The organism is Marinobacter goseongensis (genome assembly GCF_023156235.1).
Lineage (GTDB): Bacteria > Pseudomonadota > Gammaproteobacteria > Pseudomonadales > Oleiphilaceae > Marinobacter > Marinobacter goseongensis.
Genome location: NZ_JAKZAI010000007.1, coordinates 1 through 12,635 on the forward strand (window position 1 = coordinate 1; position 12,635 = coordinate 12,635).

11 protein-coding genes are annotated in these 12,635 nt (G+C 59.5%); 7 read left to right on the forward strand and 4 right to left on the reverse strand.

Features of this window, described 5'->3' with window-relative positions; genetic code table 11:
• Positions 1–89 precede the first annotated feature (89 nt).
• Positions 90–2,297: a PhoX family protein gene (locus tag MLC70_RS07700; protein ID WP_248182747.1), complete on the reverse strand. Its 2,208-nt coding sequence runs from the start codon at positions 2,295–2,297 to the stop codon at positions 90–92.
• A 312-nt stretch (positions 2,298–2,609) separates the two neighbouring features.
• On the opposite strand from MLC70_RS07700, the gene MLC70_RS07705 reads away from it, so the two are divergent.
• From MLC70_RS07705 to MLC70_RS18745, 4 genes are all read left to right on the forward strand, one after another.
• Positions 2,610–4,250, forward strand: coding sequence for a methyl-accepting chemotaxis protein (locus tag MLC70_RS07705; protein ID WP_248182748.1), 1,641 nt, complete (start codon positions 2,610–2,612; stop codon positions 4,248–4,250).
• 67 nt (positions 4,251–4,317) lie between these two features.
• Positions 4,318–4,677, forward strand: coding sequence for a DUF4870 family protein (locus MLC70_RS07710; RefSeq protein ID WP_248182749.1), 360 nt, complete (start codon positions 4,318–4,320; stop codon positions 4,675–4,677).
• Between the two features lie 475 nt (positions 4,678–5,152).
• Complete coding sequence (locus MLC70_RS07715; RefSeq protein WP_248182752.1) at positions 5,153–6,175, forward strand: OmpA family protein; 1,023 nt, start codon at positions 5,153–5,155, stop codon at positions 6,173–6,175.
• Entirely contained in the window at positions 6,172–7,140 is a 969-nt protein-coding gene (locus MLC70_RS18745) for a thrombospondin type 3 repeat-containing protein (RefSeq protein ID WP_248182754.1), read from the forward strand. Before MLC70_RS07715 ends, MLC70_RS18745 begins: the two co-directional genes overlap by 4 nt.
• Before the next feature lie 97 nt (positions 7,141–7,237).
• On the opposite strand, the gene MLC70_RS07725 is transcribed toward MLC70_RS18745, so the two are convergent.
• The gene (locus tag MLC70_RS07725; RefSeq protein ID WP_248182756.1) at positions 7,238–7,528 is read right to left on the reverse strand and encodes a DUF6316 family protein; all 291 of its coding nucleotides are present in this window, start codon (positions 7,526–7,528) and stop codon (positions 7,238–7,240) included.
• Between the two features lie 130 nt (positions 7,529–7,658).
• Positions 7,659–8,987, reverse strand: a complete 1,329-nt coding sequence (locus MLC70_RS07730) for an MFS transporter (protein WP_248182758.1) — start codon at positions 8,985–8,987, stop codon at positions 7,659–7,661.
• 131 nt (positions 8,988–9,118) lie between these two features.
• On the opposite strand from MLC70_RS07730, the gene MLC70_RS07735 reads away from it, so the two are divergent.
• The 3 genes from MLC70_RS07735 to MLC70_RS07745 all read left to right on the forward strand — a co-directional run bounded on the left by MLC70_RS07735 (position 9,119) and on the right by MLC70_RS07745 (position 12,037).
• A complete protein-coding gene (locus MLC70_RS07735) occupies positions 9,119–9,955 on the forward strand; it encodes a 23S rRNA (adenine(2030)-N(6))-methyltransferase RlmJ (RefSeq protein ID WP_248182760.1) in 837 nt (278 codons plus the stop codon).
• Between the two features lie 84 nt (positions 9,956–10,039).
• Positions 10,040–11,224, forward strand: a complete 1,185-nt coding sequence (locus tag MLC70_RS07740) for a hypothetical protein (RefSeq protein ID WP_248182762.1) — start codon at positions 10,040–10,042, stop codon at positions 11,222–11,224.
• Positions 11,225–11,236: 12 nt separating this feature from the next.
• Complete coding sequence (locus tag MLC70_RS07745; protein WP_248182764.1) at positions 11,237–12,037, forward strand: mechanosensitive ion channel family protein; 801 nt, start codon at positions 11,237–11,239, stop codon at positions 12,035–12,037.
• 64 nt (positions 12,038–12,101) lie between these two features.
• Here the strand turns inward: MLC70_RS07745 and MLC70_RS07750 are convergent, their stop codons facing one another.
• Positions 12,102–12,500 (reverse strand): DUF4168 domain-containing protein, encoded by a 399-nt coding sequence (locus MLC70_RS07750; protein ID WP_248182766.1) that lies wholly within the window; start codon positions 12,498–12,500, stop codon positions 12,102–12,104.
• Positions 12,501–12,635: the final 135 nt, after the last annotated feature.

Here is a 12,635-nt window from a genome sequence, read left to right on the forward strand (position 1 = left end):
ACGGCTACCGGGATAACGACTACTTCTTTCTGAAGATAAAAGCAGCATTTCCCGGTAAAGCGCGATGAACCTTTTTTATGCCTGCCAGGTCAGATAGCGATTTCGCCGCCGTCTTCCCGATAGATCACAATGGTTGCTGAGCGTGGGCGATTGTCGGCTTCACCGACCGCTGTTGCGTCGCCGGAGGTTGCCGGCCAGGTGCTGACGTCGCGGTTGAACTCCGCCGCCGATCCGCCTTCGCCCGGGTGCTGGATATTGATGAACAGCGAACGGGCATCGGCGGTCATCGTAATGCCGGTGATTTCACAGCCCCGGGGGCCTACCAGGAACCGCTTCAACTGCACCGCTTCGGCACTCTGTCCCACAAAGGTGGGGGTGGAAGCCTGATCACTGCTGTCGGAGGTGGTCACCGTGACGCTCTCACCGTCACCGACCGTGCCGGGAATGGCCACCAGCATCTGGTTGTTGGTGGTGCTGCGGATACCGCTGGAGCCGTCGTCTGTCTGAATCCAGAGCACGCCTCGAGGATCAATGAACAGGCCATCCGGACTGGAGAATTCGTTGTCTGCGGTCAGGCCGGACACATTGAAGTCGGTGCTTGCGTCGGCTGACGCTCCGAACAGGAAGATATCCCATTCGAACGCCGTGGCGGCATGATTGGCGTTGTCCTCTTTCCAGCGAATAATGTGCCCGTTGGCATTGATCGCGCGTGGGTTGGCGCCATCCAGCTGGTCTGCCGGCCGGTTGCTTGCGTTGCCGTTGGTGAGGGTGAGATAGACATCGCCATTGAGCGGGTTGACGGCGGCCCATTCTGGTCGATCCATTGGAGTGGCGCCGAGCACGTCGGCAGCGAGGCGGGCGCTGGCCAGAACCTCGGCCTGATTCTGGAAGTCAAAATCCAGACTGGTGGTGTCATCCAGTTGATAAGTCTGGGTACCGGCCAGTTCCGGGTTGTCGATGCTCAGCGCCTTCCAGGATCCGGAGCCATCCTCATTGAAGACTGCCACGTAGAGCGTGCCCTCATCGAGATACTTGTCGCCAGCGACCAGCCCCGCATTGGCGTCGGCCGGATCCCAGGCCACCGCAGAAACATACTTGTACATGTATTCGCGGCGGGAATCGTCGCCAGAATAGATCACCACCGGCTGGCCAGCTTTTACCGGTGCGACCCAGGCACCTTCGTGAGAGAAGCGGCCGAACGCGGTACGCACCCGTGGCTTCTGGGCTGGCCGGAAAGGATCAACCTCGGTGATATAGCCGTGAGCATTGGCTTCGTTGCGGAAGTCATCAGTGGCAGAGGCGCCCATGGCGGAAATGTCGAAGCGGGCGTACTGGTCGCCAGAGACCAGGTCCCACTGGCGGTAGGCCCAGGCGGCGCCGATCCCGTAGCGCGCCACCCAGGCCTTTTCCTTGTCGGACAGGGCGTCGAGTTCGGCCGTCTCCAGCGTAGCAAAATACGCGTACCAGTTTTCCTCGGCCGCCAGGTAGGTGCCCCAGGGGGTGTAGCCATTGGCACAGTTGTTCATCGTGCCGAAGCGCTTGCTGCCGTCTGGAGACAGCCGGGTTCTGACGAAATCGGCACCGGCGACAGGGCCCTTCATGTCCATTTCTGTAAAAATGGTGAGCCGGCGGTTGTAGGGGGAGTCGAGCACCACAGACCATTTACCGTCGGTTTTTCTGACCTCGACGCAGGACACGCCATGCCCGCCCATTTCGCGGTCGACGATTTTCTTCAGGGTAGCCGCTTCACTGGCGTCGATAGCGTCCTGTTTTGCAGTGGTGGTCTCGTGGAGCGTCGTGTCCTCAAGGTTTTCATGATTCAGTACCAGAATGCCGCGGTCCGAAACAGTGGCGTCGTACTGGCCGTTGCTGTTCAGTCCGAAGAAGTGCATGCCGTCGTGTTCATCGCCAGAGCGATTGTCATAGTCCACGTCTGTGCCGTCATTGCGGAACGGGGCCAGCCCGCTGATCAGCGGATCACCCTTGGCGTAGAGCACGTCAGCACGGTAACCCTCGGGCACAATCACCCTGTCCTCGAGGCTGGTGGGCACGGCGCGGAACCCGAGCTTGTCCGGGGCGACGGTGAGACCGCCCGTATCTGCCGGCGTACCGGCACTGCCACTGTTGCTGCTGCCGCTGCCGCCACAGGCGGCCAGGCCAAAGGCGCCGAGAACGCTGACGGTGGCCGCCGATGCCGTTCCGGTCAGCATTCTGCGGCGGGAAAGCCTGGCGTTGATGATCTCCTCAAACGGACGGTTATTGCTGTTGTTGCTGTCCTCAACCGGATGGTGCCCCATCTCTCTCTCCTTGGTCTCTGATTAAAAAATGATGCGGTAAAAGAGTTCGCCCCTCTGGCCGATTTATATGGATATGAGGGGGCTCATCGGAGAGCATCCGTGAGTTTTGTGACACCCGGGGTTCAGGCCGGTGACAGAACGGTAAAAGATTTTTGACAGGATTCTGCCGGGTCGTGGCTGCCCTTTCGTGCTGCCTGGCCGGCGGTAAAATCAACTAAAGTCTCAGTTATTAAAACGGTTCGATTGGTTACTCTCGAGAGGGGCCTTCAGTGGCATGCAGTATTCATTGATAACGATAAAAACGAGGTTGCCATGGGATTACTTGCGCGTCCTGTGCTGTTGGTTGGGCTGGCTATCGGCTTGTGTGTTGCCGTTGGCGCCGCATTGATATCGCCGTTGATGGGACTGGAGTTCGTGTCAATGCTGGTGGGTGTGATCGTGGGGCTGGTCGCCGCTTCGGTTTACCTAGTGTTGCGGGTGCTGGAACCGGTTGAGCTCGGGCTGAAAGCACTGGATTCCGAAGAGCTGCCGGCCAAGAGCCCGCTGCATGGCCACTGTGAGCGCCTGCTTGCAGATGCGCGGGCGGGGAGGGCGCTGGTGAGCACGCTCTCAGGCAGCGCAGACAAGAACGCCATTTCCGCCGCCCAGGTGTCGTTTGCGGCCGATCAGCTCAAGCTGCGCCTGGACAGACAGGTCGAAGAAACCGCACAGATGGCCGATTACACGGGCCAGATCACCGAGACCGTGCGGGAGTCGGCGCGCCAGGCAACCGATGCTGCCGCTATGGCGCGGCAGGCCAGCGAGATCAGCGCAGAGGGCCGGCAGTCACTGACCGATGCCATCGAAAGCGTGCGTATGGTGCATCAGCAATCCGGTGAGAATCTCACGCTGATTCAGGAGCTGAATGAGAAATCCAATCGCATTCAGGGCGTGACCTCCACTATCCAAGGCATTGCTGAACAGACCAACCTGCTGGCACTGAATGCAGCCATAGAGGCTGCTCGGGCCGGTGATCAGGGGCGGGGATTTGCGGTCGTCGCAGATGAGGTGCGACAACTGGCGGGGCGCACCGCGCAGGCGACCAGCGAAGTGGCAGAAACCCTGCAGGAAATCCGCACGGACACCACCCTCATCGTATCCCGAATCGAAGATCTGGCGCGCAGTGTTGAGGTGGGGCTCACGTCTGTTGAGAGTGTTGGTGAGCAACTGGATCAGATCCGCGACCAGTCCGACCAGTTGCGGCAGCGGGTTGTCAGCATCGCGGAAAGCGATCAGCACAACGAGCAAAGTCTGGAGCGCGTGTACGGCGCGATCGAGACCGTGCGCGACCAGATTTCCGAGAGTGATCAGAGTGTCGTCTCGCTGGCGGAGCAGGCCGCAACGCTGATGGAACTGGCGGAGCAGGCAAACGCGGCCTTTGCCCTGAACAGTGACGCCAGTTACCACCGTTACTTTTACGAGCAGGCGCGGGCCGGGGCAGACCGGATCGGAAAACTCCTTGAAGCGGCCATTGGCGAGGGAAAGATCCGAGAAGGTGCGTTGTTCGACAGAACTCGCACGCCGATTCCAGACACCTGGCCACCAAAGTTTTCCAGCGCGTTCGACCAGTTTACCGACCAGCAATTGCCACCTGTACAGGAGCAGGTCAAGGACTCACATGATTCGGTGGTATTCGCCATCGCCACGGCACCAGACGGTTATGTGCCCACTCATAATCGGGATTTTGCCCACGCCCCAACAGGTAACCCGGAGGCGGATCTGGTGAAGAGCCGCAGCAAGCGTATGTTCAACGATCGCACCGGAGCCCGTTGCGGCAACCACACCCAGGACATGCTGCTGCAGACCTACCGCCGCGACACCGGCGAAATCATGCACGACCTTTCCGTACCAGTGTTCGTGAACGGCCGCCACTGGGGTGGGTTCCGGGTCGGCTACCGACCAGACAATCACTGAGGTTTAGACGTTCCGTGGCTGCCAGCCCGGTGGTAGACTCGCGGTAACGACCCGATAGGAGCACCCAGTGGCTGACCACGACTTCATTCCCGCCGATTCCGACCCCGTTGCACGCCGCACCGATCCTGCTCGCAACCTGGCCGTGCTGGTTTATATTCTCCAGGGCTTGTTCTTTTTCATCGGGATCACCGCGTTGATCGGGGTGATCATCAATTACGTCAAGATGGACGACGTCGCCGGCACCTGGATTGAGTCCCACTTTCGCTGGCAGATCCGCAGTTTCTGGATCGGGCTGTTGTGGCTGGTCATCGGCACGCTGACCGCACCGCTGATCATTGGCTGGTTCTTTCTGCTCGGCATCGCCATCTGGTTCATTTACCGGATCGTCAAGGGGGCCCTGGCGCTCAACGATGGCAAGTCGTTGTGAGGGTGTCAGGGGTGTCTTTATGGGCCAGCTCCGTTGATCCAGGTCAATTTTTGATAACATTCCAGAATTAGTTTTGATAATTAAGCAGTCGCTGAGATGAATGATTCAGTGACGAAATAATGACGTTTGTCCTCCGTCCTCGTTTGCCTCTGTCCACGAAAGAGCGTCGCGTTTTTTAAAATTCATGTAATTCAATTGCATGGGAAGATCACTCTTTTTTCCTTTCAGTCATCCTTTTGATCAACGCTCACTCCGGAATCCGTCACTCAAAAGTGTCATTGCTTTGTTGACGCCATTTTTCGGCGTCCGGACCAAGCCTTTACTAATTTCTCTCCTATACTTTTAAAGGTTTTGTTCAAAGTGACGACATGTCAGCTTCCACGGTATCGTGAGATGGAGAACATCAGGAATGCGGAATCCAACGAAAATCCCTGCCCTATGGGCTACTGGCCTATGTATAACCCTTGTCCCCGGTATGGGTCTGGCTGCAGACAGCATCCAGCACACCCGTGAGCTATCCGTGATGGGCGTCTACATCGATCCCGACAGCGACCGAACCGATGAATACGGCTCTGCGGTCAGAGCCATCTACGGCGTCCGTCTGGATAAGCACTGGTGGTTCGAGCCCCAGGTTTTTGGCGGCGTGATTGAAACCGGTGAATCCGGGTTTACCGACTATTACCAACAGGGATTGGGCGCAGACATCAGCTATCGCTTTTTCGGCGACAACGAGTTCTCGCCTTATGCCCTGATCGGTGGGGGCGTTTCCCGCAATGACGTGGCCAATAATTCTTCCAGTGAGTTTGGTGGGTTTGCCAATGCCGGCCTTGGCTTGCTGACATCCCCGCTGACTCAGTCCGGGCTCCGTATCCGCGGTGATGCCCGCTACTTTTACGACTCCTTTGACAGTGGGCAATCTGATATTCACTTCAGTCTGGGGCTGACTGTGCCAATTGGCGCGGTTCGCCGGCAGATCATTGAGAAAACCACCATTGTCGAGCGCGAGGTGTTGGTCGAGAAGGACTTCGCCGATTCCGATTCCGACGGCGTTGTTGATGGCGTGGATCAATGTCCGAATACCCTGCAAGGACTGGAAGTGGACTCCGTGGGTTGCGTTAAGACCGACAGGGCGCAATCCGTGGTCCTGCTGGGTGTGACCTTCGATTTCAATTCCGACCGCTTGACCGCCAATGCCCGGGATTTGCTGGTTCGCACGGCGGATGCGCTCAAAGGGCAGGCCGATCTCCGGGTGGAGCTGGCTGGTCATACCGACAGTGTGGGCGCCGAGGAATACAACCGTGAGCTCTCCCAGCGCCGCGCCGATTCGGTGCGCGATTATCTGATCGATCTTGGTGTCTCTCCGGACCAGATGCGTGCCAACGGTTATGGTGAGTCACAGCCGGTGCGCGGCAACGATACCGAAGAAGGACGCGAACGGAATCGTCGCGTCGAATTCAACGTGATTTCCCGCGGAGCTGGCACAGGAGCGACACAATGAACATGAACGGATTCAAGTGGTATTTGGCTTTGTTGTTCGCCGCAACTCTGGCGCTGGGCGGCTGCAAGTCGGACAGTACTGGTGGCTCGGACGGTGCCGTCGGCGGAGATCTGAGTGCGGCAGACAGCGATGGCGATGGCATCCCGGACGTGACGGACAACTGCCCACTGGTGCCGAACGCCAATCAGGCAGACCAGGACGGTGACGGCGTGGGCGATGCCTGTGATGTGGATATTGATGGCGACGGCACAGACAATCCGTTTGACCCTTGTCCGCAGGACCCGGACGACCTGTGCGATCCCGCTGACGATCCCCGTGACACTGACGAGGACGGTGTTCCCGATTCGACGGACAACTGCCCTACCGTTGCCAATCCGGGTCAGGAAGATACCAACACCGATGGCGTCGGCGACGCCTGTACCCTGGCAGACGGCGAAGACGCGTACGCCTGCGGATTGGGCGTTGATGACCCCTTCAAGCCTTTGGTGAATGGGCCGGACAACGTCGTTGTCGCCAATGGAACGATCGGCGGCCTCTGTTTGGCCTGTGCCGTTCAGAATCCTGATAACGCAGTTGACCAGATTCTGACAAACTCAACGTCGTTGATTCTGACGGCGAACGTGGGTGGCAGCGTTACGTTGAATATCGAGGATTCGTTTACCTACCCGGCGCCGAACCGGCTCGGCATTGCCCTTAGCGGTTCGGGGGGAAGTTTGGTGAGTCTGGCTTTGCTGGAGGACGTCACCATCCGCACCAGGCTTAATGGCGTCGTGCAGGAGACCTTCTCCGGAACGGAGGCGTTGACTCTGGACTTGCTGGGCTTGTTGGGAGACGCGGCGGCTGCCTTTACGCTGGCGGAAACCACGCTGGCGTTCAACGCTGTGGATATTCAGTATGGCGGATTGCTCAATGTCGTTGGCGAGCTGAATGTGATCGGTGCCTGTGCCAGTACCACCGCGCTGTAGGCGCGCAGGTACGGCGCGTTTGCAGTCAGAGTAAAAACTGAAAAACCCGCATCAGGATGCGGGTTTTTTACAGGGCGCTGAAAACCCTCCGGCGCCATCAGGCAATCCGGCTCTGGTTTAGAATGTAAGCTTCGGCACACAGGGCACAGTTGGATTTATTGCAATGGGCGGTGTCATGAAGTGACATTCCAGCGTGTCGTGCGTCGCCGTCGCAGCGGATGTTCACGCCTTTATACACGCGGATGTGGCGGCTCAGAGCCAGGGACGCCTCCTGCTGGCTCGCAAAGGGGCCCAGGTCAGACTGTTCGCGCGTCATCGCGTACCAGCCAAAGGCCGTATGAATCAGCCTGTTGGTGTGGTTTGCCGGAATTGCTGTGTCATTTCGCATGTTCAATCCTTACAGAGACAACGTTGTCTACGTTCACCACACCGGGCATGGAGTTTTGCTCGTGGTCGAATGTTACTGGACCGGGGGAGCAAAACATTGATCCTGGTGATTCAGTTCATGGTTTTCTTGGTCAATCGTTGGTGACTTCCCGCAGGCGCATGGCACTGATTGCCCCCGCCAGGCCCATCAGTCCCAGGGTCACAACGACGGCAATGTCTGAAGCCAGTGAAACAAGTGCCGTGAAGCCGCCGATGACGAGCAGCAGAACACCGATGACCGTGTTGCTCACCGCGGTGTAGTCGGTGCGTTTGTTGCCCCCGGCCATGTCAATCAGATAGGTTTTGCGGCCCAGGCGAACGCCGGCATGGGCTATGCTCAGAACAAAAAAAGCCGCTGGATAGAACCAGGTCGTGCCGGTTCGTTCGCCTGCAAACAGGGCAATCACGCCCACCAGAAGGCACACAGCGCTGGCCATCGAGGCACCGCGGATCATCACCCGTCGGCTGGAAGTGTCCGCCATCCAGCCCCAGAAGCTGGCACTCACGGAACTGGCCAGGCTGCTTGCCAACAGGAAAACACCCAACAACCAATCGTTGTCGGCCTCTTTCTGCGCCAGTACCACGAAATAAGGGGCGGCCAGGGCCGAACACAGCAGCAGGGCCCGGGTGATAACGAAATGCCGGAAGGGCGCGTCGTCTCTCAGCAAGGACAGACTGCTGAAGGCCTCACGGATGGCGTTGTCACCGCCGTCGGTTTCGCCTTCATGTTCCTGAATATTGGCAAACAGTATGCCGGCGATGATCCAGAGGCCGGCGGCGAGCAACAGCAGCACGGTATAGAATCCGACGCCAGGATCGCCCCGGTCCCAGAACAGCAGCGCTGTCAGTACCACTGTTGCGGTGCCGCCGATGGTTGTGGCCAGCCCGGACAACCGTCCGCGGCGGGTTTTCGGAATGCATTTGCCCTGGATATCTTTCATGGAGACGGAGCAAAAGCCCCGGGCGAGGGAAAACGCGACCAGCGCGGCGATCAGGCCCCCGCCGGCCACATAACCCTCGAAAAACCAGATGCTGCCGGCCATAGCCACAACGCTGATGGCCTGGCCGACACTGCCAAGGGTCCAGAACCATTTGCGTACGGGCTTGCGTCGCACCCATGCCGCGATGACCATCTGTGGCACCATGGATCCGGACTCCCGGATCGGAACCAGCCAGGCCACCAGCGCCGGCGCGCCCACTGCGCTCAGCAACCAGGCCAGCACGGTCTTTGGGCTGATCAGCAGATCACCGAGTTTGGTCAGTACGTTGCTGGCCAGAATAAGAAAGAAATTACGGGGCACTTCCCGACACGCTTCCTCGGGAATGTCTTTGCAGACTCTTGCGTCTTCCTCGTTGGCGATCAGTGCGTAGAGCTGCTCTGTGGCATTGCCGGATCTGGCTGACGTAGCTTTCGCGGACAAGGTTGTCTCCAATGAATGCGGGGTTGCTGGCATCATAACAGGGCCAACGCCTGGGCCCCAGTTGGCTTGCCCCCCTGAGGATGTTCGGGCCTAATGCGTGCTAACGATGATGAACGGCCACAGGATGCTCCATGCTCAGTTACCTACACGGCTTTCACGCCGGCAATTTTGCGGATGTCCAGAAGCACGCCGCCCAGGTGCTGGCGTTGCGCATGATGCAGGCCAAGCCGGGCGGGATTGCATGTTTTGATACCCACGCCGGCAGTGCCCTTTACGATCTGAGCAGTGAACGCTCCCGTAAGACCGCCGAGGCGGACCAGGGCGTGCAGAAGCTCTGGGCGGCTGGATTGTCTCTGGGTGATGACTGGCAGCCGCTGCTGGCCGTGTTGACGGAGATGAACCCGCCCGGCTTGCCCTTGCGTAAGTATCCGGGTTCACCGGAGTGGTTCCGGCGTTTCCAGCGTGCCCAGGACGCGTTCACCGCCTTCGAACTTCATCCCACTGAGGGCGAGCAGCTGTCGGACTGGGCCGGGCGTGGTCAGGTCCGCGTCTTCCGTGAGGATGGTCTGCGGGGGTTGTTGCGGCAGTTGCCACCGCCGGCGCCGCGGCTGTTGGTGTTGATGGACCCGTCCTACGAAATCAAATCCGACTATCAGCAGGTGGCCGATACTCTGGAGAGGGCCTGGCGCAAATGCCGCCATGGCGTCTATCTTGTCTGGTATCCGATATTGACGACAGGCCATGAGCAGGTGCTGAAACGTGCGGTGGTGGACGGTCCGGTAAAGCCGGTGCTGTGCAGTGAAGTGCACCTTAAACGCCCACCCACCAGAGGGATGGTCGGCTCCGGGATGTTGGTGGTGAATGCGCCATGGGGTTTTGAAGAGCGCCTGGCGGCGATGTTGGCCGAGGTGTCGGGTGAGGAAGCGCTCGACGTATCGACCTCGATGAACTGGCTGGTGCCGGAATAAAACCCGTTTTGCTGTATGGGAGTGCTCCGCTTGGCGAATGATGCCTTACACCAAACGATCCTTCCGGAGTTGCCCGGTGGGTTGATGCCCATTGAAGAGTGGCGGCTCCCTGAAACCTCCGTGCACCGGTCCATCAAGGGCGCTGTTCGGAACGTCTGGGGCCAGCTTCGCGCCGGTATCGCGCCGGATAACGAGGCCTTCGACAGCCTTGATGACCTGCCCGTGCTGTCGCAACTTCAGTTAGAGCGGTTTGCGCCGGATCGGGATTACGCGCGGATGGCCATGCTGTTACTGGCGTCTGTCGAGGAAAATGCGGCGGACAACCCGGTGACGTTTCTGGTGGCGCCGCCGTTCTCGGGCATACACAAGGCGTTGCAGGTGCTGGCGGACGATACGCATGGCGCCTCCCGTCGACTCATTACGCCCCCGGATAACCTGCTTTTGTCTGCGGGAGACGCCCGGTCCTGGTGGGACGCCTGCGATCTGACGCAGCCCTGGGTGATTCCGGAACTCTCGGCATTCTGGCTCCGCCATCGCTCGGGCCTCGAACTGATCCGGGAGCTGCTGAAGCGTGTCGCCGCCGGCCGTGCCGGCGAGGGTTTAGTGGGCTGTACCAGCTGGTGTTGGCAGTTCTGGAGTCATTGCCTGCCGGACGCCCGTTTTCAGGCACTGACACCGGCTCCCATGCACGGGGAGCTGCTTGGGCACTGGCTCAATGACCTGGCATCCCGGCGCAATCGGCAGGGCGTGGTGGCGCGTATGTCGGACAGCGGGCTGTGGGTTCTGCCCGCTGCCGCGGATCAGCTGGATGAAGGTCAGAAGTCTGCCAGTTTCCTTCGTGATCTGGCCGCACTTTCCCGGGGTATTCCCGGTGTGGCCCTGGCAATCTGGCAAAAGGCCTTGCGGGCTCGCCCGGACGAGGAGCAGCAGGCACGCGACAGGCAGGATGATCATCATCCGGCGACCCGGCCGGCGTGCTGGGTCGCGCCGCTGGAAAAACTCAGCCTGCCTTCGATGCCGGTCACGGTGGGGCGGGGGGCGGCGCTGACCCTGCACGCGTTGCTGCTGCACGACGCGCTCAATGAAGACCGCCTTGAGCTGGTCACCGGGTTGACCGGGCATGAAGTGGCTCTGGTGTTGAATCGGTTGCGGCGGGCCGATCTGGTGGCTTTCCAGGAGGAGGGGGCCAGGTGGCGGATCACCCCGCTCGGTTACCCGGCTATTCGGCGGCAATTGCAGAGCGACGGTTTCCCCGTCGATCCGTTTTGACAGGAGTACAGCATGGGTGACCTTGGTCTGAGCGCGGCCTTTTCCGATATAACTGTCGATGCACTACTGGAGGCCCTGTTTCTGGTGGTGCTGGCGTCCGCCGTGATCATGGTGGTGCAGAACCTTGTGCCGCGGGTGGCTCATCAGCTCGGTGGCAAGGCACGATTGTATCTGCTGGCGTCGGTGCCACTGGTTCGGCTGCTGGTGATCATTGTCACCATCGTGCTGGTGGTTCCGGTTCTGGTGGAGCCGTCGTTCGAAAACATGATTGCGATTTTCGGCGCCCTGGCGCTGGCCCTCGGGTTTGCCTTCAAGGACTACGCCAACAGCCTGATTGCCGGCATTGTGACACTGTATGAGATGCCTTATCGTCCCGGAGACTGGATCGACGTAAATGGCAAATATGGCGAGGTAAAGTCCATCGGTACCCGCTCTGCGGAGATCGTGACGCCCGACGACGACGTGGTGATCATCCCCCACAGCACGTTGTGGACGGCGTTGATTGCCAACGGAAACGACGGCTCCGATAACCTGATGTGCGTCACCGAGTTCCACGCTGAACCCCATCATGACGTCCGCGCGATTCTGGATACGCTGCGAGACGTTGCCTTCACCAGCCCCCTTGTCAAAACGCAGCAGCCGGTCAGGGTGTCGGTGCAGAACAAGCCTTACGGGATGCAGTACAAGATCAAGGCCTACCCGCTCGACCCCCGGGATCAGTTCCGTTTCAAGACGGACCTCACCATGCGCGGGTCGGAAGCGCTCGCTGCGGAAGGGGTGCGGCTGGTATCGGTACCCGTTGCAACGGTCTGACCGGGCACAAAAAAATCCCCGCCGGAGCGGGGCTCTGGGCTGACGCTGATGGCAGGTCGACGGCTTACATCAGTGCGTCTACGCGGTTACGCACTCTCGGCTCGCTGTTGTAAGCCGTGGCGATCGCGTTGTAGGTCGGAATGTCGAGGCCGGAATCCTCGATCACACTAACCATCTCATCGTTGGCTTCCATCTGCAGTTCCTGAGCCTGCTCCTGAGACTCTGAATCCTCGATTTTCGCCATATACTCGTCACGGATGCTGTTGATGCCGGCTTGTGCCTCAACAAATTTCTTCAGCTCCGCGTCGTTATAGTTGGTGCTCTGGCTGCCCGCCGCGGCCGGATCGCTGTAGCCTTCCTGGCCGGTCTGGGCCGGCTCCTGTTGCTGGCTTTGCTGTGCCAGCGCAGGACCGGCTGCGAGCAGTGCCATGGAAACCGTCAGTGATGTGAGTAGTTTGTTCATAGCGATACTCCTTTCCTTTGGTTGAGGGCTGTCTACCCGATCCGTGCCGGGCTCAGCCACTGGTATTCATCGTTGCCGTTTCAGTGAATGGCTCTTCGTGGTCTGAGTCTCTTCACGTGGCGTGCCAATCTCTTT

Coding starts and splice junctions, on each gene's coding strand:
- MLC70_RS07705 (WP_248182748.1), top strand. CDS start 2,610: ATGGGATTACTTGCGCGTCCTGTGCTGTTGGTTGGGCTGGCTATCGGC.
- MLC70_RS07700 (WP_248182747.1), bottom strand. CDS start 2,297: ATGGGGCACCATCCGGTTGAGGACAGCAACAACAGCAATAACCGTCCG.
- MLC70_RS07740 (WP_248182762.1), top strand. CDS start 10,040: ATGCCCATTGAAGAGTGGCGGCTCCCTGAAACCTCCGTGCACCGGTCC.
- MLC70_RS07725 (WP_248182756.1), bottom strand. CDS start 7,528: ATGCGAAATGACACAGCAATTCCGGCAAACCACACCAACAGGCTGATT.
- MLC70_RS18745 (WP_248182754.1), top strand. CDS start 6,172: ATGAACATGAACGGATTCAAGTGGTATTTGGCTTTGTTGTTCGCCGCA.
- MLC70_RS07735 (WP_248182760.1), top strand. CDS start 9,119: ATGCTCAGTTACCTACACGGCTTTCACGCCGGCAATTTTGCGGATGTC.
- MLC70_RS07745 (WP_248182764.1), top strand. CDS start 11,237: ATGGGTGACCTTGGTCTGAGCGCGGCCTTTTCCGATATAACTGTCGAT.
- MLC70_RS07715 (WP_248182752.1), top strand. CDS start 5,153: ATGGGTCTGGCTGCAGACAGCATCCAGCACACCCGTGAGCTATCCGTG.
- MLC70_RS07750 (WP_248182766.1), bottom strand. CDS start 12,500: ATGAACAAACTACTCACATCACTGACGGTTTCCATGGCACTGCTCGCA.